Source organism: Kitasatospora sp. NPDC088391, assembly GCF_044753345.1.
Taxonomy (GTDB): Bacteria; Actinomycetota; Actinomycetes; order Streptomycetales; family Streptomycetaceae; genus Kitasatospora.
Genome location: NZ_JBIVNB010000003.1, coordinates 560,925 through 583,275, shown reverse-complemented (window position 1 = coordinate 583,275; position 22,351 = coordinate 560,925). Strand labels below are relative to the sequence as shown.

The following is a 22,351-nucleotide window of genomic DNA, read 5'->3' as shown; positions in this document are numbered from 1 at the left end:
GCCCGCCGCGCGCCGGGCGGGGGGGGGGGGCGCCCCCCCCCCGGGCCCCCGCGGCGGGGGCCCCGGGGGGGGGGGCCCCCGCCGCGGGTGACGGTGCGTCAGTGGTCGGCCCTGCCGCCGCGCACGACGCAGGAGGCGCTGTTCTCCCAGCCCCAGCCGTCGCCGTCCGGGTCGGAGGAGGAACTGGCGCAGTACGGGTAGCCGTTCGGCGCGGTGGTGGCGGTGGAGCCGGTGTCGGCCCTGCCGCCGCGCACCACGCAGGAGGCGCTGTTCTCCCAGCCCCAGCCGTCGCCGTCCGGGTCGGAGGAGGAACTGGCGCAGTACGGGTAGCCGTTCGGCGCCTTGCTCGGGGCCGGGGTCGGGGTGCCGGTGCTGCCGCCGCCGTAGACGGTCGCGGTGCGGGCGGTGGCGGCGATGCCGTTGGCGCCGTTGAAGAGGCGGTTGCCCCAGCCGGTCAACGCGTTCCTGTCGAAGTTGCCGACCAGGTCGAGGTATTCGACGCCGCCGCCGTTGCCGCTCCAGGACCAGCCGAGGTAACCGAGGCCCTGGGCCTGCGCGGTGGCCATGATGGCGTCCTCGTCCGGGTCGCCGTCGCTGTGCTGGGCGCCGAACTCGCCGACCACGACCGGGAGTCCGGCCGAGGTGTAGGCGTTCAGGTAGCCCTGCACCTTGGCGGCGGTGTTGTAGACGCCGTACATGTGGACGGAGAAGATCGTGTTCCGGTCCGGGTCCGCGGCGAACACCGAGGCGGCGTTGTCGCGCATGGTGCCGGACCAGTCCTGGCCCCAGTTCGGGCCGTCGACCATCAGGGCGTGGTGCAGGCCGGCCGCCCGGACCTTGGCGATCGCGCTCTTGGTCGCGGCCGTCCAGGCGCTGTAACCGCTGTTGCCCCAGGGCTCGTTGGCGATGTTGACGACGACGTAGGACTCCTGCCCGATCAGCAGGTTCCGGTTGTCGACCCAGAACTGCGCGGCCCGGTCGAGGGTGCCGGCGGCGGCGTCCTCCCCGTAGCCGGTGGTGTCGTGCACCTCCAGCACGCAGATGACCTTGGCGGCCTTGCACTGGTTGATCAGCGAGGTGATCTCGGCCCCGCCGGTGCGGGTCCAGCGGTCACCGTCGCTGAGCACCACGCGGACGGTGTTGGCGCCCTTGGACGCGATGTCGGCGATCGCGGTGCCCTGGCTCGGGTACCAGGCGTACGCGTGGTTGACGCCGCGCATCACGAACTGGTTGCCGTTGGCCTCGTAGACGCGGCCGTTGGCGACGTGGAGACCGGAGGCGGCGGCCTCGGCGCTCCCGGGGGCGAACCCGAAGACGGAGAACAGCAGACCGAGGACGGCGGCGACTGCCGCGCCGACAGCCGTGAGCGCCCTGCGGCTCGGCGGCTTTTCCATGACTCTCCTCAGGTGGAGGGGGTGGGGGACGGGGCCGGCACCCGTCGCCGGGATACTGGCACGCGCCCACCACCGGGTCAATGCTTTCGACTTAACCGATTAATAAGCAGTATCCGGACTGTTCACCCGGGATCACCTGAGGAGAGTCGACCCGAGCGGTACAAAGCAGACGAGGACGCCACCCGGCTGATAGATCGGTTAATCAACACCGCGCGGGGAGCGGAGGGTGGGCCCGGCGATGCCCGCTCAGGAGTCGGCGGGCGGGGTGGGCTTGCTACCGAGGACCTCGCGGGCCTGCTCGGCGGCCCGGATCAGGCTCTCCGAGATGTAGTCCAGGAAGCGCGAGACGTTCAGGAGCCGGGCGCCGGCGGGGGTGTCCGCGCCGAGGACGGTGACGCCCTGCCGGGACGCCTCGACCACGGCGGCGTTGGCCCGGGCGCTGGCCACCGTGGCCTGGTACCAGATGTCGTCGTCGACCAGGTAGCGCTCGCGGCGCCGCTCGTCGCGCTCGCGGCGGATCATCGTCTGGTCGACCAGGAAGGTGACCGCCTTGGAGACCGAGGCGGGGCTGACCTGCAGCCGCTGGGCCAGCTCGGCGGCGCTGAGGCTGCCGGAGTCGGTGAGCAGCAGCGCGGCCAGCACCCGGGCCGGCATCCGGCTCATGCCGGAGGCCATGAAGACGCCGGTGAAGACCTCCTCGAACTCGCGCAGCGCCTCGGGGTCGCGCCCGTCCGCGGGGCGGGCGGCGGCGGCCGGGTCGCGCGGGCGGTCCTGGCGGCGGTGGGCGCGCCGCTCGGTGGCGCGGTGCGCGAGGTCGGCGCGGTAGCCGGTCGGGCCGCCGTTGCGCAGCACCTCGCGGGTGATGGTGGAGGTCGGCCGGTCCAGCCGCCGGGCGATCTCGGCGTAGGCGAGGTCGTCGGTCAGCCCCAGCGCGATCTGCTGGCGTTCCTGCTGGGTGAGCCTGCCTCCCGGCATCACGGCCTCCTTCGTCGGTGCGCGAGGGCCCAGCATAGCGTTCACCTCCAGCTCATTGCAACGCGCGATCTCCTGACGTTGCGTTAGCTCGCTCTCCATTGCAACGATTTATCGGCCTTCACCTGCACTGATGCAATTCCAGTGCAACAAGCTCGTTGCCAGTTCCTTGAACGCAACGTAGCGTTTCCAATGTCAGAAACGCACCGCCGAAGAACACGGGAGCCCGCCATGCAGACCTTCGACACCCCCGCCGCGATCACCGCCCGCCTCGACGTCCCGGCCGGCCTGATCCGCCTGATCGCCGCCGACCGCACCGACACCACCGTCGAGATCCGCCCGGCGGACCCGGGCCGGAGCCGCGACGTCCAGGCCGCCGAGCAGACCACCGCGAGCTTCGCCGACGGGGTCCTGCTGGTCACCACCACCGCACCGAAGAACCGCCTGCTCGGCGCCACCGGCGCCCTGGAGATCACCGTCCGGCTCCCGGCCGGCTCGCAGGTCGAGGCGAAGACCGCCGACGCCGAACTGCGCGCCGTCGGACGCCTCGGCGAGGTCGCCCACGAGAGCGCCCGCGGCCCGGTGAAGATCGACGAGGCCGCCGCCGCCCGGGTCGCCCTGCAGGACGGCGACATCGAGATCGGCCGCCTCACCGGCCCGGCCCGCCTCACCACCCAGCGCGGCGACCTGACCGTCGGCGAGGCCGTCCGCGGCGACCTGGTGCTGGAGACCACCTCCGGCTCGATCGAGATCGGCGTCGCCCGCGGCGTCTCCGCCGCGCTGGACGCCGGCACCGGCCACGGCCGGATCGCCAACGCCCTGCGCAACGCCGACGACGTCCCCGCCGTCACCGTCCGCGCCACCACCGCCAACGGCGACATCTCCGCCCGCACCCGCTGACCCGCCGCCGGTCCGCCCGGGCACCACCGACCACCGACCACCGCAGAAGGAGCACACCATGACCGGCCTGGCCATCTCGGCGAGCGGGTTGCGCAAGTCCTACGGCGACAGGACCGTCCTGAACGGCGTCGACCTCGCCGTCCCCGAGGGCACCGTCTTCGCCCTGCTCGGCCCGAACGGGGCGGGCAAGACCACCGCCGTCAAGATCCTCTCCACCCTGGTGCGGCCCGGCGAGGGCAGCGGCCCGATCCGGATCGGCGGCCACGACCCGGTCGCCGCCCCGCAGCGAGTGCGCGCCGCGATCGGCGTCACCGGCCAGTTCTCCGCCGTCGACGGCCTGATCACCGGCACCGAGAACATGCTGCTGATGGCCGACCTGCACCACCTGCCGAAGGCCGAGGGCCGCCGGGTCGCCGCCGAACTGCTGGCCCGCTTCGACCTCACCGACGCCGCCGACAAGCCCGCCTCCACCTACTCCGGCGGCATGAAGCGCCGCCTGGACATCGCGATGACCCTGGTCGGCGACCCCCGGATCATCTTCCTGGACGAGCCGACCACCGGCCTCGACCCCCGCAGCCGGCACGGCATGTGGCAGATCGTCAGGGAACTCGTCGCCGCCGGCACCACCGTCTTCCTCACCACCCAGTACCTGGAGGAGGCCGACCAGCTCGCCGACCGGATCGCCGTCCTGCACGACGGCGTGATCGCGGCCGAGGGCACCGCCGAGGAGCTCAAGCGCCTGGTGCCCGGCGGACACGTCCGGCTCCGCTTCACCGACCCCGCCGGCTACCGCGCGGCCGCCGCCGCCCTCGCCGAAGCGGCCCGCGACGACGAGGCGCTGACCCTGAGCGTCCCCAGCGACGGCAGCCAGCGCGCCCTGCGCTCCGTCCTCGACCGCCTGGACGCCGCCGGCGCCGAGGCCGACGGGCTCACCGTCCACACCCCCGACCTCGACGACGTCTTCTTCGCCCTCACCGGCGCCCCCGCCGTCCCCGCCCAGTCCGCCGCCCCGTCCGCCGCCCCGGCCCACGCTGAGGAGAACGCCCGATGAGCACCTTCGCCCTCGCCGTCCCCGCCCAGTCCGCCGCCCCGTCCGCCGCCCCGGCCCACGCTGAGGAGAACGCCCGATGAGCACCTTCGCCCTCGCCGTCCGCGACTCGTCCACCATGCTGCGGCGCAACCTGCTGCACGCCCGCCGCTACCCCTCGCTCACCCTGAACCTGCTGCTCACCCCGGTGATGCTGCTCCTGCTCTTCGTCTACGTCTTCGGCGGGGCGATGAGCGGCGGCCTCGGCCGCTCCGCCTACGTCACCTACCTGGTGCCCGGCATCCTGATGATGACCATCGGCTCGACCGTGATCGGCACCGCCGTCTCGATGGCCACCGACATGAACGAGGGCATCGTCGCCCGGTTCCGCACCATGGCGATCCACCGCGGCTCGGTGCTGTTCGGCCGGGTGGTCGGCAGCGTGCTGCAGTCGGTGGCCAGCGTGGTGCTGGTCGGCGCGGTCGGGGTGGCGGTCGGCTTCCGCTCGCACGACGCCTCCGCCCTGGAGTGGCTGGCCGCGTTCGGCCTGCTCGTCCTCGTCTCGCTCGCCCTCACCTGGATCGCCGTCGGCATGGGCCTGGGCAGCCCCAACGCGGAGGCCGCCAGCAACGCCGCGATGCCGCTGATCCTGCTCCCGATGATCTCCAGCGCCTTCGTCCCGCTGCACTCGATGCCCGGCTGGTTCCAGCCGATCGCCCAGTACCAGCCCTTCACCCCCGCCATCGAGACGCTGCGCGGCCTGCTGCTCGGCACCCCGATCGGGAACAACTGGTGGATCGCCCTGCTCTGGTGCGCCGCCCTCACCGTGCTCGGCCACCGCTGGTCCCGGGCCCAGTTCGACCGCGACCCGAAGTAGCCGGTGCGGCCCCCGCCGATCGCCCGTCCCGCCCCGGCGGCACGGGCGATCCGCCGTTTCGGCGAACGTCCGGGTGCCCCCGAGGCCCTGCTCGGGGGCCGGTCGGGGACGGCTCGGGGTCGGTCCCGGATGCCACGGACCCCGGCGGCGGACAGACTTCTCGACGTCAAAGGACGTGTACGGCGAGGACGTTGAGGAGTACAGGGATGCGGGCGAGGATCGGGGGACGGCGGCTGGCGGGCGCGGCGGCGATCGGGGCGCTGGTGGTGGCGCTCACCGCGGGGACGGCCGGCGCGGCACCGGCCGCGGGCGGACCGGCCGCACCGGCCGCGGGCGCGGCGGCCCCGAACGCGGCGGCGCTGCGGGCCTCGATCGCGGGCCTGCCCAGCCCGGAGATCACCAGCGCCGTGGTGCTGGTCGACGGCGACGGCGGCCGCTGGACGGGCACCTCCGGCACCGGCGACCCGGCCACCGGGCGGCCGGTGAAGGCGGACGGGCGGTTCCGGATCGGCAGCATCTCCAAGGTGTTCACCGCCACCGTGCTGCTGCAGCTCGCCGCCGAGCACCGGATCGACCTGGACGGCACCGTGCAGCAGTACCTGCCGGGCGCCCTGCCCGCCGAGTACCCGCCGGTGACGGTCCGCCAGCTGCTCAACCACACCAGCGGACTGCCCGGCGGCGGCGACCTCACCGACGACGACGGCAGCGCCGCCTGGTTCGTCGCGCACGCCGCCGACCACTGGAGCCCGCAGCAGGTGGTCGCCTCGCTGGCCGGGCAGCCGATGCAGTTCGCGCCGGGCACCGCCCAGCAGTACAACGGCGTCAACTACTACCTGGCGGGCCTGCTGATCGAGCGGGCCACCGGCCGGACCTTCGCGCAGGAGGTCACCGACCGGGTGCTGCGCCCGCTGGGCCTGCGCCACACCTCGGCGCCCGCCGCCACCGACACCTCGCTGCCGGACCCGACCGCGCACGCCGTGCTGGCGGTGCCCCGGCCGGACGGCGGCAGCGACCTGCGGGACGTCACCCGGCAGAGCCCGTGGCCGTGGGCCGAGGGCGGCATGGTCTCCACCGCGCCCAACCTGGACCGCTTCCTGTCGGCGCTGCTGAAGGGCCGGCTGCTGCCGCCCGCCCAGCAGGCCGAGCTGTTCGCCGTCCCGGACGTGCCGAACTTCCGGAACCAGAACTGCGACATCGGGCCGACCAGCGGCCGGGCCTGCTTCAGCACCGGCCTGATGCGCTTCTCGCCCGCGCCCGGGCTGGAGTTCTGGGGCAAGACCGGCAGCCGCCCCGGGTACACCAGCGCGGTGTTCGCCACCCGGGACGCCTCCCGGGAGCTGGTGTACTCCTTCACCCCGACCTCCCGCCAGGGCGCGCCGTTCGCCGCCCAGTACCGGGTCGCCGCGGCCGCGTTCGACCTGCCGGCGCTCTGACCGGCCGTCAGCAACGCGAGCCGTCAGCGTCCGGCGGCAGGCCGAAGGCCGCGAAGTGCTCGGCGCCGAGGAAGGACACCAGCTCGGCGATCAGCCCGTCCCCGTCCAGGCCGAGCACCGTGATCGACCAGGCGGTGTGCGGGCCGCCCGGGGCGGCGCCGAGCCAACAGGCCACCGCCGGGAGGCCGTTGGCCTCGACGGGGGCGGTCCGCCAGCTGGGGCAGCGGCCGAGCGGGACGGCCCGGGCGAACGCCGCGACGGCGTCCCGGCCCCGGTACCAGTGCGGCAGCGGCGGCATCGACCAGGTGACGTCCGGGGCGAGCAGGGCGATCAGCGCGTCGGCGTCGCCGCGCTCCAGCGCGGTGCGGTAGGCGGCGACGGCGGCCCGGGCCGCCGGGCCGTCCGGGGCGGACTGCCGGTCCCGGTCGGGGGCGGTCCGGGCCAGTCGGCGGCGGGCCCGGGCGAGCGCGGAGTCGACCGAGCCCGCGGTGGTGTCCAGCAGGGCCGCGGTCTCGGCGGCCGAGAAGCCGAGCACCTCGGACAGCAGCAGCGCGGCGCGCTGGTTGCCGGGCAGGTGCTGGAGCGCCGCGACGAACGCCAACTCGACGTCCTCGCGCCGCTCGTGGCGGACGGCCGGGTCGGCGGGGTCGGTGCGCCCGGCACTCGGGTACGGGCCGAGCCAGCGCGTCCCCGGGTCGGCGGCGGAGTCGACCACGGGGTGGGCACTGGCCGGTCCGAGGTCGACCGGCAGGGCGCGGCGGCCGCGCTGCGCGACGGCGTCCAGGCAGGTCCGGGTGGCGGCGGTGTACAGCCAGGCGCGCAGCGAGGCCCGGCCCGCGCGGCCCTCGAACCGGCCGATGCCGCGCCAGGCCCGCAGCAGCGCCTCCTGCAGGGCGTCGTCGGCGTCGTGCCCGGAGCCGAGCATCCGGTAGCAGTGGGCGTGCAGTTCGCCGCGCAGCGGGGCGACCAGCCGGGTGAAGGCGGCGGCGTCCCCGGCCCGGGCGAGCGCCAGGTCGGCGGCGCCCTCGGGCTCGGCGGCGCCCCCGGGCTCGGCGGTGCTCTCGGGTTCGGCGGTGCCCCCGGACCCGGTTCCGGCGGCTCCGGAAGAAATCCCGGTCATGGGCGACGATTCTGCGGCACCGGCGGAGTCTCCCCTGCGACCGACTGTTGGACGCTCCCCAGGAGACCACCGATGACCGACAACACCCCGCACTCCGCCGCCTGGTTCGACCTGTCCTCCCCCGACGCGCCGCGGGCCCGCGCGTTCTACGGGGAGCTGCTCGGCTGGCCGGTCCGGGTGCTGGACGAGACCTACGCGCTGGTCGGCGACGACGGCGCCGGGCAGCCGACCGGCGGGATCGGCCAGGCCGGGCCGGACGCCCCGTACACCGGTCTCGCCGTCTACTTCCGGGTGGCCGACCTGGACGCGGCGCTGGAGCGGGCGGTGGCGCTGGGCGGCGCCCGCCGCCTGGAGCCGCAGCCGGTGCCGGGCGGCGGGCGCCTCGCGGTGTTCGCCGACCCGGACGGCAACGCGGTCGGCCTGCTCGGCGAGTAGCCGTCCATGGCCGCGGCCCCCCCCCCCCGCGCCGGGGGGGGGGGGGGGGGGGGCGCGGGGGGGGGCCCCCCCCCCGGCCCCCCCGGGGGGGGCCGCCGGGGGGGGCGCCCCCCCCCGGGCCCCCCCCCCCCCCCGCGGCGCCGGGGGGCCCGGGCCGCGGTGCGGTCCGGCGGTCAGCCGGCCAGCAGCTCCAGGGTGTCGATCACCCGGTTCGAGAAGCCCCACTCGTTGTCGTACCAGGCGACCACCTTGACGTGGCGGCCGTCGACCCGGGTGAGCTCGGAGTCGAAGATCGAGGAGGCCGGGTTGCCGGTGATGTCGGCGGAGACCAGCGGGTCCTCCGAGTACTCCAGCACGCCCGCCAGCCGGCCCGCCGCGGCCTCGCGGTAGGCGGCGAGCACCTCCTCGCGGGTGACGTCGCGGGCCACGGTGGTGTTCAGCTCGACGATCGAGCCGACCGGGACGGGCACCCGGATCGAGTCGCCGGACAGCTTGCCGTCCAGCTGCGGCAGCACCAGGCCGATCGCCTTGGCGGCACCGGTGGTGGTCGGCACGATGTTGACGGCGGCGGCGCGGGCCCGGCGCGGGTCGCGGTGCGGGCCGTCCTGGAGGTTCTGCTCCTGGGTGTAGGCGTGCACGGTGGTCATGAACCCGTGCTCGATGCCCGCGAGTTCGTCGAGGACGGCGGCCAGCGGGGCCAGCGCGTTGGTGGTGCAGGAGGCGTTCGAGACGATGGTGTGCACGGCCGGGTCGTAGGCGTCGGTGTTGACGCCGTAGGCGAGCGTCACGTCGGCGCCGTCGGACGGGGCGGACACCAGGACCTTCTTCGCGCCCGCGGTGAGGTGGGCGCGGGCGGCCTCGGCGGAGGTGAACCGGCCGGTGGCCTCCAGCACGATGTCGACGCCGAGTTCGGCCCAGGGCAGGTCGGCCGGGTCGCGCTCGGCCAGCACCTTGATCCGGCGGCCGTCGACCACCAGGGTGTCGCCCTCCACGGTGACCGGGCGGCCGAGCCGGCCCGAGGTGGTGTCGTAGGCGAGCAGCCGGGCCAGCGCCTTGGGCTCGGTCAGGTCGTTGACGGCCACGACCTCCAGCTTGCTGTCACGCTCCAGCAGGGCGCGCAGCACGTTGCGTCCGATGCGGCCGAATCCGTTGACGGCGATGCGGGTCATGGGTGGTGCCCTTCTCTGCGGCTCTCCTGCGGCGTTCCTGCCGGGTGGTGTGCCTCCACTCTCGCTCGCCGGAAGGGCCGTCGGCAGTGGCGCCCGTGCCACTGTTCGCAAGGATCGTGCCAGCCGGTCACTGCCCCCTGGTGAAGGTCCTGCGGTACTCGCTGGGCGTGGTCCCGAGGATCTGCTGGAAGTGCGCGCGCAGGTTCGCGCCGGTGCCGAGGCCGGTCTCGGCGGCGATCCGCTCGACGCTGTGCTCGGAGCGTTCCAGCAGCTCACGGGCCAGGTCGACGCGGGCCCGGAGCACCCACTGCATCGGCGTGTACCCGGTGTCCTCGACGAAGCGCCGGGAGAAGGTGCGCGGCGAGACGGCCGCGTGCCGGGCCAGCGCCCGCACCGTCAGCGGCCCGCCCAGGCGGTGCAGCGCCCACTCCCGGGTGGCCGCGAACCGCTCGCCGACCGGCTCGGGCAGGCTGCGCGGCACGTACTGCGCCTGGCCGCCGCTGCGGTACGGCGCGGCGACCAGCCGGCGCGCGGTGTGGTTGGACGCGGCCACCCCGAGGTCGCCGCGCAGCACGTGCAGGCACAGGTCGATGCCGGACGCGGCGCCCGCCGAGGTGAGCACGCTGCCCTCGTCGACGAACAGCACGTTCTCGTCCACCCGGACCCGCGGGTACTTGGCGGCCAGCGCCCGGGTGTAGTGCCAGTGCGTGGTGGCCCGGCGGCCGTCCAGCAGACCGGTGGCGGCCAGCGCGAACGCCCCGGTGGAGATCGCCGCCAGCCGGGCGCCGCGGGCGTGCGCGGCGCGCAGCGCCTCGACCACGGCGGGCGGCGGGTCCTCCCGGTCGGGGCGCCGGTAGCCGGGCACGAACACCCACTGCGCCCACACCAGCGCCTCCAGCCCGTGCGCCACGTGGTACGACAGCCCGTCCCCGCCCGCCACCGGCCCGGGCGCGGCCCCGCACACCCGCACCTCGTACGGCATGCTGGCCCGGGTCGAGAACACCTGCGCCGGAATCCCGACGTCGAGCGGCTTGGCACCGTCCAGGACCAGCACGGCCACCCGGCGCAGAGGAGCTTCGGACACCCCGCCAGCCTAGGCCGCCCCGGCAGGGCTCAGTTCGCGACGCCGAGGATCTGCCCGACGGTGTCGGGGTCGGCGGCGGCGCGCAGCATGCTGTCCGCGACGTCGGCCCGGGAGATCGTCGAGCCGCCGCGCAGGTTGCGTCCGTGCGCGGTGCGGTAGGCGCCGGTGAGCGGGCCGTTGGTGAGGCGGGGCGGGCGGACGATCGTCCAGTCCAGGCCGCTGGCGAGGACGGCGTCCTCCATCCGGGCCAGGTCGGCGTAGTGGGCGCGGAGCACCCGCTTCACGATCGGCGTCAGCAGGTGGCGCGTCAGCGGGCCCTCGCCAGGGTCGTGGCGCGGCGGGTGCGGCCGGTCCGGGGAGGGCACGGTGCCGATCGGGGCGGCGCTCACCACCACCAGGCGGCGCGTCCCGGCCGCGCGCATCACCTCGACCACGGCCCGCGTCCCCTGTTCGGCGACGCCGGCCTCGCCCTTGCCGACCGGCCCGAGGCCGGACAGCACGGCGTCCGCGCCCTCCACCGCCGCCCGCAGTTCCTCCGGCCCGGCCGTCGCCAGGTCGACCCGGATCACCCGCGCCCCGGGCCGCGCGCCCAGTTTGACGGGGTTCCGCACCACCGCCGTGACCTGGTGCCCCGCGGCCAGCGCCTGCCGCAGCAGGTGCCGGCCGATGCCGCCGGTGGCGGCCAGGACCGTCAGTTCCATCGCCCGCTCCTCACGTTCCGTCAGTTCCGTTCCTTTCTACCGTTGTTGACGCGGAGCGGAACCGGCGGGGCGGGCGGACGGCGGGCCGGTCAGCCCATGCTCTTCTGGCCGTCCAGGGCCTCCCGGACGATGTCGGCGTGCCCGGCGTGCTGGGTGGTCTCGGCGACGATGTGCAGCAGGGTGCGGCGGGCCGACCAGCTCTCGCCGGGGGTGAACCACGGCGCGGCGGGCAGCGGGTGGCCGGCGTTCAGGTCGGGCAGGCCGGCCACCAGCTCGTCGGTGGCGCGGGCCACCACCTCGTAGGCGTGCAGCACGCCGGCCAGGGTCTCCTCGGGCAGCAGCCGGAACTCGTCCTGCCGGGCGAGGTGGTCGGCCTCGGTGAAGCTGTTGAAGTCCGGCAGCGCGGCCGGGCCGTCCACGACGAACGCCGCCCAGAGCCGTTCCATCGCGCTGACGTGCTTGATCAGGCCGCCGACGGTCAGCTCGCTGACGGTGGTGCGCTGCCGGGCCTGGTCGTCGGTCAGGCCGCGGGCGGTCAGCCGCAGGAAGTGGCGGGCCGCGCCGAGCGCCGCGATCAGGTCGGTGTGCTCGGCGGTCGCGCCCTGGGCCGCGCTGACGGGGTAGCCGACGGTGGTCTCGCTCATGGTGATGCCTCTCCCGGTGTGCGCCCGTGCCGAACTGACCGGCGGGCACGGCTGGTTGCGGTGTTCCGGCGCTCGTCGCGCCGTCCTCCCCCGCTTCGTGTTCCACGGTACGGGCCATTGCGGCCACTTTCCGTCCGCAATGGCGCGAGGATGGGGGCATGGCCGACACCAGTGCCCGCACCCTGCGGCTGCTCACCCTGCTCCAGTCCCACCGGTTCTGGGCCGGTGAGGAACTCTCCACCCGGCTCGGCGTCTCCGCCCGCACCCTGCGCCGGGACGTCGACCGGCTGCGCGAACTCGGCTACCCCGTCGAGGCCCGGCGCGGCGTCGACGGCGGCTACCAGCTGGCCGCGGGCGCGGCGCTGCCGCCGCTGGTGATCGACGACGAGGAGGCGGTGGCGCTCGCGATCGGGCTGCAGGCCGCCGCCGACGGGCAGGTCGAGGGCATCGCCGAAGCCTCCGTCCGGGCCCTGGCGAAGGTCGTCCAGGTGATGCCGGCCCGGCTGCGCCGCCGGGTCGAGGCACTGCGCGCCGTCACCGTGCCCGGGCACTGGCAGAGCGACCCCGGGCCGCGGATCGCCCCGGACGTGCTGACCGCCGTCGCGCTGGCCTGCCGGGACACCGAGCGGCTGCGCTTCCGGTACGTCGCCAGGAGCAGCGGGCCCGCCGAACGGCACACCGAGCCGCACCACCTGGTCCGGGTCGGCCGCCGCTGGTACCTGGTCGCCTACGACCTGGACCGGCAGGACTGGCGGATCTTCCGGCTGGACCGGCTGGCCGCCCCCGTCCCGACCGGGGCCCGCTTCCTGCCGCGCACCCTGCCGGCCGCCGACCCCGCCGAGTTCGTCCGGGCCGGGCTGAGCGGCCAGAGCGGCCCGCACCGGGTCGAGGTCCTGGTGGACGCCCCCGCCGGGACGGTCCGTCGCCGGCTGGGCCGCTGGAGCACCGTCGAGGAGGTCGACGAGGGGCACTGCCGGCTCCTGATGACCAGCGACGCCCTGGAGTGGCCGGCGATGGCCGTCGGCACCCTGGAGGCCGACTTCACCGTGGTCGCCCCGCCCGAACTCGCCACCCTGCTGGCCGCCTGGGGAGAGCGCTTCACCCGCTGCACCGGCGGCCCGGCACAATGACCCGGATGACGACCTCTCAACTCCTCACCCCCGCCGAGGCCGCCGAGCGCTCCGGCTTCAGCCTGGACACCCTCCGCTACTACGAGCGGATCGGCCTGCTCACCGGCATCGACCGCGCCGCCAGCGGCCACCGCCGGTTCACCGACGACGACCTCTCCTGGCTCACCGTCCTGCGCTGCCTGCGCGACACCGGCATGCCGATCGCCGACATGCGCCGCTACGCCGAACTCGCCCGCGACGGCGGCCCGGACAGCCTCCGCGACCGGATCGCCCTCCTCGAACAGCACGACACCGCCGTCGCCGACCGTATCACCCTGCTCGAACACCAGCGCTCCCACCTCCGCGCCAAGATCGACCACTACCGCAGCACCCTGCCCACCGCCTGAGCCCCCGCGGCCGGAGCGGGGCGGGCACCGGTCAGGACACCTCGATCGTGCTCGGGGCCTCGCCCTCGGCGGCGGCCGGGTCGATCAGCGAGAAGGCCGCGCCCTGCGGGTCGACGAAGGAGGCGAAGCGGCCGTGGGCGGTGGTCAGCGGGCCGAACAGCAGCTGCCCGCCGGCGGCGGCGACCCGGGCGGCGGCCGCGTCGCAGTCCTCGACCACGAAGTAGACGCTGATGGACGGCGGTACCTCGGAGGGGGTTTCGGGGCCCATGCCCATCGCGCCGAGCGCGGGCGCGTCGCCCAGCAGGTAGACGCTGTAGTCCACGTTGTCGTCGACGATCTTCTGCACCCGGTACGGGAACACCTGCGGGAAGAAGGAGTTCGCGGCGGCGGTGTCCCGGGTGAACACCTCGGCCCAGCCGTAGCTGCCGGGCGCGTCGCGCAGTTCGAAGCCCTCGTGGTCGCCGCCCTGCCAGAGGCCGAACACCACGCCGGCCGGGTCGCGGACGATCGCCATCGAGCCGAAGGTGCCGACCCGCAGCGGCTCCATCAGCACCGCGCCGCCGGCCGCCCGGACCCGCTCGGCGGCGGCCGCGGCGTCGTTGGTGGCCAGGTACAGCACCCAGGCCGAGTGGCCCTGCTGGCCGGGCATCGGCGGGACGACGGCGGCCACCGCCCGGCCGTCCTTGTACGCCTGCGTGTACTGGCCGAACTCGGACGCGGCGGCGCCGAACGTCCAGCCCAGCACTTCGCCGTAGAAGGTCTTCGCGCCGTCCAGGTCGGCGAACATCGCGTCCGCCCAGACGGGGGTGCCCTCGGGTCGCGCGGTCATGGTGCCGCTCCCTTCGTCGTCGGGTTCGGGAACCCGGGGCGACGGCCCCGGGAGGGGAAGCACCTGCTCCTGCCACGCTAGCCAGCCGCACCGACAGCCGCCCGACGGCACGCGGCGGTTCCCCCGGCGGGGCCCCGGACCGGACCCCGGACGCTGTTGCGCGCCGGTGACAGTGCGCGCACGGATCGAGGTCATCGAGCTGCGAGTCTTTCTGTCATCGCCCCGAACGGCGGTCCCGGGAACGGACCGCCGACCGACGGGGACGACCCGTCGACCAGCGTTCCTGGGGGAACCATCCATGTCCGTGCGCGCCCGCCTCCGCCACTCCTCCGCCGTCGCCGTCGTCTCCGCGCTCACCGCGGGCTCCGCCCTGCTGCTGACCGCCTGCGACCCCTCGGCCGACGCGGGCAGCGCCCGACTCGGGGCGGCCGCCCCGGTCACTTCCTCCCCGAAGGCCGCCACCCCGTCCACCGGCACCACGGCGGCCGACACCACGACCACGACCACGGCCGCCACCACCGCCGCGCCCCGCCCGAGCGGCTCCCCCACCGCCGCCACCGCCGCGCCCCGGCCCGCCGCCCCGGCGGCCGCGGCCACCGGAGCGCCGAACCCGGCCAAGGCCACCGGACTGACCGTCAGCAGCGGCACCCGCTACGTGCTGATGGACGGCAGGTCGGTGGACTTCGGCACCGTGGTCCGCGACCTGACCTGGTCCCCGGACGGCAAGCACGCCGCCTTCATCGACGGGAACGGCAACCTGCAGACCTCCGACCCCGACGGCGGCCACAAGACCCTGATCGCCAAGGCCCCGACCGGCACCACCTGGTCCCACCCCACCTGGCAGGTCTACCTGCCGAACGCGGCCGAGCCGTACCTCAAGCCGAAGAACAACCTGCTGTTCACCGCCGACGACCACGGCACCCTGCGGCTGCTCGGCGTCCCGGCGCAGGCCGGCGCGACCCCGGCGGCGCTGTCCCTGAACACCTTCAGCGGCGACGACCTGCCGCCGCTGCCGAAGACCGGCAACCAGTGGCCGAACGCGGCCGGCAAGTACGGCTCGGCGGTGTACGCCAACCAGGCCGACGGGCAGGTCTACCTGCGCGACGACTACCTGCGCCAGCAGGGCATGGCGGTCGCCAAGGGCTCGCAGCCCGACCTCTCCGACGAGGGCGACCTGGTGTTCGTCCGCTCGGTCGACGGCCACGACCACCTGTTCGTCAAGCCGGACGGCTTCGGCGGCACCGAGCGCGACCTGACCCCGGACACCACCGCGGACTGCACCGAACCGGCCTTCTCCCCCGACGGGAAGACCGTCGCGTTCCGCACCCCGGACGGCGTCTGGACCGTCCCGGCCAAGGGCGGCAAGCCCGTCCGGGCCACCGACACGGTCGGCCTGCCCGCCTACCGGGGCTGACCCGCGACCGGAAGCCGATCTTCCGCGACGGGCCTTGCGCAGCAGGGCAGTTGGGCTGTTGCGAGGCGGTGACGGAGCGCGCACGCGGCCGGGTCATCGGGCTGCGAGTCTCTTCTCCACCGCCCCGGACGGCCGACCGCACGGGGACCGCGACCGACCACCCCGGGGGGACCCCGTCATGTCCGTGCGTGCCCGCCTCCGCCGCTCCGCCGCCGTCGCCCTGGTCTCCGCCGTCACGGCCGGCTCCGCCCTGCTGCTGACCGCCTGCGACCCGGAGGGCGGCAGCGACGGGAACGCCGCCACCACCGCGGAGAACCCGCCCGCCACGCAGGCCGGCACCCCGACCGGCGCCCGGTCGTCCACCGGCCCCGCCCCGATGCCCACCCGGAGCGGCCCGGTCAACCGGACGGCGGGCACCGGACTGACCGTCAGCACCAACTCCGCCATCGTGCTGATGGACGGGAAGACGGTGGACTTCGGCACCGTGGTCCGCGACCTGGCCTGGTCCCCGGACGGCAAGCGCGCCGCGTTCATCGACGGGAACGGCAACCTGCAGACCTCCGACCCGGACGGCGGCCACAAGACCCTGGTCGCCAAGGCCCCGACCGGCGTCACCTGGTCGCACCCCGCCTGGCAGGTGACCGCCAAGGACGAGTACGACCGGGGCCGGAACAACCTGGTGCTGACCGCCCAGGACCACGGCACCCTGCGACTGCTCACCGTCCCGGCGTCCGGCGGCACCCCGGCGGTGCTCGGGCTGAACGGCTACGTGGGGGGCGAGACCGAGAACCCCGTGCCGCAGACCGGCAACCTGTGGCCCAATCCGTCCGGCGACCACGGCACCCTGGTGTACGCCAACCAGGCCGACGGGCAGGTCTACGTCCGCGACGACTACCTGCGCCAGCAGGGCGGCGCGCTCACCAAGGGCTCGCAGCCCGCCGGGGACGACAACGGCGACCTGGTGTTCGTCCGCTCCGTCGCCGGGCACAGCCACATCTTCACCCGCCCGAACGACGAGTCCCGCCAGGAGCGCGACCTGACGCCGAACGCCACCGCGGACTGCACCGAGCCGGCCTTCTCCCCCGACGGGAAGACCGTCGCCTTCCGCGATCCGAACGGCATCTGGACCGTCCCGGTCGGCGGCGGCAAGCCGCAGCAGATCACCGACGCGGCCGGCCTGCCCGCCTTCCGCTCCTGACCACCCGTCGGACGGACCCGGCGTCAGGCCCCGGCGTCCGGACCGTCGGGCCCGGCTGCCAGAATTTGTGCACGAGTCAGTGACGGGGGAGCCACCGGCCCGGGGCCGTCACGCCAATTCCGTTCCATGGGGGAGCTGTTCATGAGTGATCGCATCCGTATGCGCCGGTCCGCCGCCGCCCTGCTGGTGGCCGCGGTCACCACCGGGTCGACCCTGCTGCTGACCGCCTGCGACCCGGAGGGCGGCAGCGGCGGGAGCGCCGCCAGCACCGCCGCCGCGCCCAGGACGCCCGCCGCCTCGGAGCCGGCCGGGACGGCCTCCTCCGGCGCCCCCGCCAAGGGCGGGACGCTGAACAAGACGGCCGGCACCAAGCTGACCGTCAGCACCAACTCCGCCACCGTGCTGATGGACGGCAAGTCGGTGGACTTCGGCACCGTGGTCCGCGACCTGGCCTGGTCCCCGGACGGCAAGCACGCCGCGTTCATCGACGGCGACGGCAACCTGCAGACCTCCGACCCCGACGGCAGCCACAAGACCCTGGTCGCCAAGGCCCCCTCCGGCACCACCTGGTCCCACCCCACCTGGCAGGTCTACGGCCCGAACGAGCCGCACGGCGCCGGGACCTTCCTGCTGTTCACCGCGGACGACAAGAAGAACCTGCGGCTGATGTCCACCGAGGCGAAGGCCGGCTCCAAGCCCGACCTGCTGCACGTCGGCGACTCCGAGGGCGTCACGGAGATCCCGGAGACCGGCAACCTGTGGCCCAACTCGGCCGGCCAGTACGGCTGGACGGTGTACGCCAACAAGGGCGACGGCCAGGTCTACTTCCACGACGTGGTCAGCCGGACCAACGGCGGCGTGATCGGCAAGGGCTCGCAGCCCGCCACCGACGAGGCCGGCGACGTGGTCTTCGTCCGCTCGGTCGACGGCCACAGCCACATCTTCACCGAGGCGCGCGGCGAGCAGGGCAAGGAGCGCGACCTGACCCCGGGCGCCGCCCTCGACTACACCGAGCCGGTGATCACCCGGGACGGCAAGACCGTCGCCTTCCGCGGCCCGGACGGGATCTACACCGTCCCGACCAAGGGCGGCAAGCCCGACAAGGTCACCGACACGGTCGGCCTGCCCGCCTACCGGGGCTGATCGGTCCGGTCCAACTCGGCCCGCAGGTTCGGGAGCTGGTCGTCGGCGGTGTCGTGCGGCAGCCACTCCACCGGGTCCAGGAAGCGGAACAGCACCCGGTCCGGGGTGATCGCGAACTCGTACTCGCCGAAGCCGACCACCGCGCCCAGCTCGCCCCGGACGGCCCCGCGCACCACGTGCGCGGTCAGGTCGTCCGGGGCGTCCCGCTGATCGGCCGTCACCCGGCGGCGGGCGTTCGGCCGGGCCAGGTAGGGGCAGACCATCGCGGCGTACAGCATGCAGGCCCGGTGGCCGGGGCCCTCCATGGTCGGCGCCATGTTCCGGTACGGCCGGCCCGCCGCCAGCGCCTCGCCGATCGCGGCGGCCTCGGCCCCGCCGACCACCCGCCACACCGGCCCCCGCGGCATCAGCGTGTTGCACACCGAGCAGAGCCGCTCCCGGGCGCAGGCGGCCGAGCGCTCGTAGTCGGTGAGGGCGAACTGCGGCTGCCCGTCCTCCCACGGCGTGATCGCGGGCACCGGGTAGCCGCGCCCGTCCCGCGGGCGGGCGTCCACGGTCGGCGGCTTGGGGACGAGGTCGAAGCGCATGCCCTCATGCCTATCACGCGGCCCGGCGGGCCCGGGCGGTCAGCCCCTGGGCACCGCGTAGTCGGTCAACTCGGCTTCTCCCGCGGTGATTTGCCCCCACTCGCCGGGCACCGCCAGCACCGCGATCCCGGCCGTGGAGAACTTCTCCCGGACCTGCTCCAGCGCCCCGCCGGCCGGGCCGCCGGCCAGCTCCAGCACCAGGTCCTGCACCTCGGGCCGGTGCCCGACCAGCAGCACGGTGCGCACCACCGGCGGCAACTCCCTCAGCAGCTCCACCAGTTCACCGGCGTCGGCGCGGTACGCGCGCGGCTCCAGCACCAGCTCGGGGGCGCCGCCGAGCTCCGGCTCGACCAGCTCCCAGGTCTGCCGGGTGCGCACCGCCGTGGAGCAGATCACCCGGTCCGGCACCAGTGCGTGCTCCGCCAGCCAGCGCCCGGCCGCGGCCGCGTCGGCCCGGCCCCGCCCGGCCAGCGGGCGCAGCTCGTCCGGCACGTCCGGCCAGTCCGCCTTGGCGTGCCGCAGCACGATCACCCGTCGCTGTTCCGTCATGTCCCCAGTGTGGCGCGGGACGCCCACCGGGCGGCGCGGGACGCGCCGCCCGGTGCCGGGCGCCGGGCGGGCGGCACCGGGCGGGCGGCGGCCGTCACTCGCCGGAGGCGTACTCCACGGTGAGCACGGCCCGGCCGAGGGCGTGCGCGGTCAGGTGGAAGCCGACCTGGGCGGCCGGGGTCTCCGGGCCGACCTCGATCTCGGGCACGTCCAGGGCGTGCACCACGAACACGTAGCGGTGCGCCGGCCCGGGCGGCGGGGCCGCCCCGTCGTAGCGGTGGCCGGGGAAGTCGTTGCGGACGTGGAACGCCCCGCCGGGCAGGCCGCCGTCGTCGGCGCCCGCGCCGCGCGGCAGCTCCGTCACCTCGGCCGGCAGGTTGACGGCCAGCCAGTGCCACCAGCCCGCGGCGGTCGGCGCGTCCGGGTCGTAGCAGGTCACCGCGAACGAGCGGGTGCCCGCCGGGAAGCCCGACCAGGACAGCTGCGGCGAGGCGTTCCCGGCGGCGTGCACGTGCGCGTCCGGCATGGTCGCGCCGTCCGCCAGGTCGTCGCTGCGCAGCTCGAACGCCGGCACCGGCGGCAGGAAGTCGTACGGAAGCGGGATGCGCGCGGTCATCGTTCACCGTCCTCGTCGAGGGTGGTCGAGGGTGTGCGGGTACCGGGGCAGTCTACGGAGCGTCAGCTCCCGCCCGGCTCCCCCGCGACCGACGCGACCGGCTCGACCTGCTCGACCTGCGCCCCGGCCGCGCCCCGGCGCTGCTCCGGCAGGCCGGCCCGGACGGCGGCGCCGGCCAGGGCCGCGACCTCGGCGCCGAGCGGGGTGTCGGGGCGGCCCAGGTCGAAGACCAGGTCGAAGTGGTTGCGGCCGGCGGCCCGCAGCGCGCGCACCGGGACGCCGGCGGCGCGGGCGGCCGCGGCGAACTCGTCCTGCTGCCGGGCGAACTCGTCGGTCTCGTGCTCGCCCAGGGCCAGCACTAGCGGCGGCAGCGCGGCCAGCCCGGCCGGGTCGGCGAGCAGCGGGCTGAGCCGGCGGGCCCGGTCGGCGTCCAGGCCGAGCGGCTCGTTGACGTAGGTCAGGGCGACGGGGGCGAGGTCGTAGACGCCGCTGAGCAGGACGGCCGCGGCGATCCGGCCGGTCAACCGCGGGTCGAGCAGCGCGCAGGCGGCCAGGTGCGCGCCCGCGGAGCTGCCGCTGAGCACGATCCGGTCCGGGTCGACGCCCAGCTCGGCCGCCCGGTCGACCAGGTGGGCCACCGCGCGGACGGTCTGGTCGACGATCTCCTCGACCGTCCAGCGCGGGGCCAGGCCGTAGCCGACGGTGGCGAACGCGGTGCCGCGCGGCACCAGGTCGAGGGCGGGGAAGGCCCCGTCCTCCTTGCCCAGCTCCTGCCAGAAGCCGCCGTGCACGAAGACGTGCAGCGGGGCGCCCGGCCCGGCCGGGAAGAAGTCGACCAGTTCGGGGGCGGCCGGCCCGTAGCGCAGCTCGCGGTGCCCGGGCAGTTCCCGGTAGGCCCGTCGGCCCTGTCCGGCGTAGGCGGCCAGTTCGGCGCCGAAGTCGGCGACCCGGCTGCTGGGCGAGTACTCGCGGTCGAGTTCCCGCCGGTCGTAGCCCCGGTACAGCGTCATCGCGCCGCCCCCTCACCCAATCAGGTATAGACCAATACAGGAGTGCGCGGTTAGCGTGGCCACTCCCTGCACTCACCTTCTCCGGAGTTGCCCCGTGGAGACGTCCGTCCTCGCCTTCGCCACCGACCTGCTCGACGAAGGGGCCGACACGTTCTTCGGCAACCTTACCGACCGGGCCGGGGTCGGCGGGGTCACCCTCGCCTCCGTCTACCACGAGGCCCGCGACGTCTTCCCGCACAACCCGCACCGGGTGCTGCGCTACCTCGAACCCGGCGCCGCGTACTTCCGCCCCGACCCGGACCGCTGGGCCGGCCGGCGGCTCGCCCCGCTGCCCTCCACCGCGATCGGCGACCGCGACCCGTTCGCCGAGGCCGCCGAGGAGACCCGCCGACGCGGCCTCAAGCTGCACGCCTGGACGGTGTTCTGCCACAACGACCGGCTCGGCTTCGCCCACCCCGACTGCGCGCCCGCCAACGCCTTCGGCGACCGCCACCTGACCGAGCTGTGCCCGGCCAACCCCGAGGTCCGCGAGTACTGCCGGACGATCGTCGAGGAACTGGCCCGGTACGGCGTGGACGCGATCCGCGCCGAGTCCCTGCACTTCCACGGCCTGGCCCACGGCTACCACCACGAGCGCTACTTCGAGGAGCTCGGCCCGGTCACCGAGGCGCTGCTGTCGCTCTGCTTCTGCCCGCACTGCCTGGCCGCCGCGACCGCCGCCGGCGTCCCCGCCGCGCACGTCCGCGACACCGTCCGCACCGAGCTGCGGGCCCGGCTCGCCGACCCCGCCCGCGCCCTCGCGCCCACCCCGCTGGACGAGCTGGCCGGCGGCGCGCTGGCCGCCTACGTGGACGCCTCCGCCCGCACCGTCACCTCGCTCACCGCCGAGCTGGCCGCGACCGCCGCCGCCCACGGCATGCGGCTGACCTTCATGGACGGCGGCGGCCCCGGCACCGGCTGGCTCTCCGGCATCGACCTGCCCGCCCTGGCGGGCGCGGCGCACCGGATCGAGACCCTCGGCTACGCGAAGACCCCCGAGGCGGTCCGCGAGAAGGTCGCCGCCTTCGCCCTGCACGGGGTCCGCCCGGCGGACATGGCGGTCATCCTCCGCCCGATGGCCTCCGACTGCGACGGCCCCGCCAACCTCGCCGCCAAGATCGCCACCCTGCGCGAACTGGGCGTGCCCGAGGTCGAGTTCTACAACTACGGCCTGATGCGGCTGTCCTCGATGGACCGGATCGGTCACGCTCTCGGGTGATCCTCCGGACCACCGTTCGAACCCGGCGGAGGCGGTGCTTTCGGCCAAAACGTCCGGTTCGGACCGTCCGGTTCACCGCACCGTCGGTCCTGCCTGCTGTGCCCGGCGTGTCCCGAACGGTAGGCTTTCCGTGTGATCTTCAAGCGCATCGGCAACGGACGGCCGTACCCGGATCACGGCCGGACCAGCACCCGCCAGTGGGCGGACGTCGCGCCGCGTCCGGTGCGGCTGGACCAGTTGGTGACCACCAAGGGGCAGTTGGACCTGGAGACCCTCCTCGCGGAGGACTCCACCTTCTACGGGGACCTCTTCGCCCACGTGGTGAAGTGGCGCGGCGACCTCTACCTGGAGGACGGGCTGCACCGCGCCGTCCGGGCCGCTCTCCAACAGCGGCAGGTCCTGCACGCCCGCGTGCTGGAAATGGACTGAGCCGACGTCAGCCGGCGTCACCCGACGGCGTACGGAACCGCAGGTC

Annotated in this window: 24 protein-coding genes; 12 read left to right on the top strand and 12 right to left on the bottom strand. The window is 75.1% G+C overall.

The features are described 5' to 3' along the window. Positions 1 to 98 precede the first annotated feature (98 nt). Positions 99 to 1,394 carry a cellulase family glycosylhydrolase gene (locus ACIQBJ_RS11305; protein ID WP_400707279.1) on the bottom strand — a complete coding sequence of 432 codons (1,296 nt, stop codon included), beginning with the start codon at positions 1,392 to 1,394 and terminating at the stop codon, positions 99 to 101. A 246-nt stretch (positions 1,395 to 1,640) separates the two neighbouring features. Beyond that, positions 1,641 to 2,369, bottom strand: a complete 729-nt coding sequence (locus ACIQBJ_RS11300) for a helix-turn-helix domain-containing protein (protein WP_400707276.1) — start codon at positions 2,367 to 2,369, stop codon at positions 1,641 to 1,643. A 228-nt stretch (positions 2,370 to 2,597) separates the two neighbouring features. Between ACIQBJ_RS11300 and ACIQBJ_RS11295 the strand changes: the two genes are divergently transcribed. From ACIQBJ_RS11295 to ACIQBJ_RS11280, 4 genes are all read left to right on the top strand, one after another. After that, positions 2,598 to 3,266, top strand: coding sequence for a DUF4097 family beta strand repeat-containing protein (locus ACIQBJ_RS11295; RefSeq protein ID WP_400707273.1), 669 nt, complete (start codon positions 2,598 to 2,600; stop codon positions 3,264 to 3,266). 58 nt (positions 3,267 to 3,324) lie between these two features. Then, positions 3,325 to 4,317 carry an ATP-binding cassette domain-containing protein gene (locus tag ACIQBJ_RS11290; protein ID WP_400707270.1) on the top strand — a complete coding sequence of 331 codons (993 nt, stop codon included), beginning with the start codon at positions 3,325 to 3,327 and terminating at the stop codon, positions 4,315 to 4,317. A 76-nt stretch (positions 4,318 to 4,393) separates the two neighbouring features. Further along, positions 4,394 to 5,170: an ABC transporter permease gene (locus ACIQBJ_RS11285; protein WP_400707267.1), complete on the top strand. Its 777-nt coding sequence runs from the start codon at positions 4,394 to 4,396 to the stop codon at positions 5,168 to 5,170. A gap of 206 nt (positions 5,171 to 5,376) precedes the next feature. Continuing rightward, positions 5,377 to 6,603: a serine hydrolase domain-containing protein gene (locus ACIQBJ_RS11280; protein ID WP_400707264.1), complete on the top strand. Its 1,227-nt coding sequence runs from the start codon at positions 5,377 to 5,379 to the stop codon at positions 6,601 to 6,603. Between the two features lie 7 nt (positions 6,604 to 6,610). On the opposite strand, the gene ACIQBJ_RS11275 is transcribed toward ACIQBJ_RS11280, so the two are convergent. Next, positions 6,611 to 7,723: an RNA polymerase subunit sigma-70 gene (locus ACIQBJ_RS11275; RefSeq protein ID WP_400707261.1), complete on the bottom strand. Its 1,113-nt coding sequence runs from the start codon at positions 7,721 to 7,723 to the stop codon at positions 6,611 to 6,613. A 72-nt stretch (positions 7,724 to 7,795) separates the two neighbouring features. On the opposite strand from ACIQBJ_RS11275, the gene ACIQBJ_RS11270 reads away from it, so the two are divergent. Then, a complete protein-coding gene (locus ACIQBJ_RS11270; protein ID WP_400707258.1) occupies positions 7,796 to 8,158 on the top strand; it encodes a VOC family protein in 363 nt (120 codons plus the stop codon). Positions 8,159 to 8,331: 173 nt separating this feature from the next. Here the strand turns inward: ACIQBJ_RS11270 and gap are convergent, their stop codons facing one another. From gap to ACIQBJ_RS11250, 4 genes are all read right to left on the bottom strand, one after another. Next, positions 8,332 to 9,327, bottom strand: a complete 996-nt coding sequence (gene gap / locus ACIQBJ_RS11265) for a type I glyceraldehyde-3-phosphate dehydrogenase (protein WP_400707255.1) — start codon at positions 9,325 to 9,327, stop codon at positions 8,332 to 8,334. A gap of 127 nt (positions 9,328 to 9,454) precedes the next feature. After that, entirely contained in the window at positions 9,455 to 10,411 is a 957-nt protein-coding gene (locus ACIQBJ_RS11260) for a GlxA family transcriptional regulator (RefSeq protein ID WP_400707252.1), read from the bottom strand. 29 nt (positions 10,412 to 10,440) lie between these two features. Further along, positions 10,441 to 11,112, bottom strand: coding sequence for an NAD(P)-dependent oxidoreductase (locus ACIQBJ_RS11255; protein WP_400707249.1), 672 nt, complete (start codon positions 11,110 to 11,112; stop codon positions 10,441 to 10,443). Between the two features lie 89 nt (positions 11,113 to 11,201). After that, complete coding sequence (locus ACIQBJ_RS11250; RefSeq protein WP_400707246.1) at positions 11,202 to 11,756, bottom strand: DinB family protein; 555 nt, start codon at positions 11,754 to 11,756, stop codon at positions 11,202 to 11,204. A gap of 158 nt (positions 11,757 to 11,914) precedes the next feature. Here ACIQBJ_RS11250 and ACIQBJ_RS11245 point away from each other — a divergent pair, with 158 nt between their 5' ends. Together ACIQBJ_RS11245 and ACIQBJ_RS11240 are read left to right on the top strand one after the other, a co-directional pair. Then, entirely contained in the window at positions 11,915 to 12,886 is a 972-nt protein-coding gene (locus tag ACIQBJ_RS11245) for a helix-turn-helix transcriptional regulator (RefSeq protein WP_400707243.1), read from the top strand. 5 nt (positions 12,887 to 12,891) lie between these two features. Next, positions 12,892 to 13,272, top strand: coding sequence for a MerR family transcriptional regulator (locus tag ACIQBJ_RS11240; RefSeq protein ID WP_400707240.1), 381 nt, complete (start codon positions 12,892 to 12,894; stop codon positions 13,270 to 13,272). A 31-nt stretch (positions 13,273 to 13,303) separates the two neighbouring features. Here the strand turns inward: ACIQBJ_RS11240 and ACIQBJ_RS11235 are convergent, their stop codons facing one another. Then, entirely contained in the window at positions 13,304 to 14,101 is a 798-nt protein-coding gene (locus tag ACIQBJ_RS11235; protein ID WP_400707237.1) for a VOC family protein, read from the bottom strand. Positions 14,102 to 14,399: 298 nt separating this feature from the next. On the opposite strand from ACIQBJ_RS11235, the gene ACIQBJ_RS11230 reads away from it, so the two are divergent. The 3 genes from ACIQBJ_RS11230 to ACIQBJ_RS11220 all read left to right on the top strand — a co-directional run bounded on the left by ACIQBJ_RS11230 (position 14,400) and on the right by ACIQBJ_RS11220 (position 17,856). Next, the gene (locus ACIQBJ_RS11230; protein ID WP_400707234.1) at positions 14,400 to 15,515 is read left to right on the top strand and encodes a hypothetical protein; all 1,116 of its coding nucleotides are present in this window, start codon (positions 14,400 to 14,402) and stop codon (positions 15,513 to 15,515) included. Between the two features lie 178 nt (positions 15,516 to 15,693). Next, positions 15,694 to 16,713, top strand: a complete 1,020-nt coding sequence (locus tag ACIQBJ_RS11225; protein WP_400707231.1) for a hypothetical protein — start codon at positions 15,694 to 15,696, stop codon at positions 16,711 to 16,713. A gap of 141 nt (positions 16,714 to 16,854) precedes the next feature. Further along, a complete protein-coding gene (locus tag ACIQBJ_RS11220) occupies positions 16,855 to 17,856 on the top strand; it encodes a hypothetical protein (RefSeq protein WP_400707228.1) in 1,002 nt (333 codons plus the stop codon). Here ACIQBJ_RS11220 and ACIQBJ_RS11215 read toward each other — a convergent pair. The 4 genes from ACIQBJ_RS11215 to ACIQBJ_RS11200 form a co-directional block, all read right to left on the bottom strand. Continuing rightward, a complete protein-coding gene (locus tag ACIQBJ_RS11215) occupies positions 17,844 to 18,443 on the bottom strand; it encodes a hypothetical protein (RefSeq protein ID WP_400707225.1) in 600 nt (199 codons plus the stop codon). The two genes, ACIQBJ_RS11220 and ACIQBJ_RS11215, sit on opposite strands and share 13 nt — an antisense overlap. A gap of 39 nt (positions 18,444 to 18,482) precedes the next feature. After that, positions 18,483 to 18,992, bottom strand: coding sequence for a SixA phosphatase family protein (locus ACIQBJ_RS11210; protein WP_400707222.1), 510 nt, complete (start codon positions 18,990 to 18,992; stop codon positions 18,483 to 18,485). Positions 18,993 to 19,086: 94 nt separating this feature from the next. Continuing rightward, positions 19,087 to 19,608 carry a YbhB/YbcL family Raf kinase inhibitor-like protein gene (locus ACIQBJ_RS11205; protein WP_400707220.1) on the bottom strand — a complete coding sequence of 174 codons (522 nt, stop codon included), beginning with the start codon at positions 19,606 to 19,608 and terminating at the stop codon, positions 19,087 to 19,089. A 62-nt stretch (positions 19,609 to 19,670) separates the two neighbouring features. Continuing rightward, on the bottom strand, positions 19,671 to 20,618 hold the full coding sequence (locus ACIQBJ_RS11200; RefSeq protein WP_400707218.1) for an alpha/beta hydrolase: 948 nt from the start codon (positions 20,616 to 20,618) through the stop codon (positions 19,671 to 19,673). A 94-nt stretch (positions 20,619 to 20,712) separates the two neighbouring features. On the opposite strand from ACIQBJ_RS11200, the gene ACIQBJ_RS11195 reads away from it, so the two are divergent. Together ACIQBJ_RS11195 and ACIQBJ_RS11190 are read left to right on the top strand one after the other, a co-directional pair. Further along, entirely contained in the window at positions 20,713 to 21,876 is a 1,164-nt protein-coding gene (locus ACIQBJ_RS11195) for a hypothetical protein (RefSeq protein ID WP_400707215.1), read from the top strand. 132 nt (positions 21,877 to 22,008) lie between these two features. After that, positions 22,009 to 22,305: a type II toxin-antitoxin system VapB family antitoxin gene (locus ACIQBJ_RS11190; RefSeq protein WP_014136828.1), complete on the top strand. Its 297-nt coding sequence runs from the start codon at positions 22,009 to 22,011 to the stop codon at positions 22,303 to 22,305. The last annotated feature ends 46 nt before the right edge of the window (positions 22,306 to 22,351 follow it).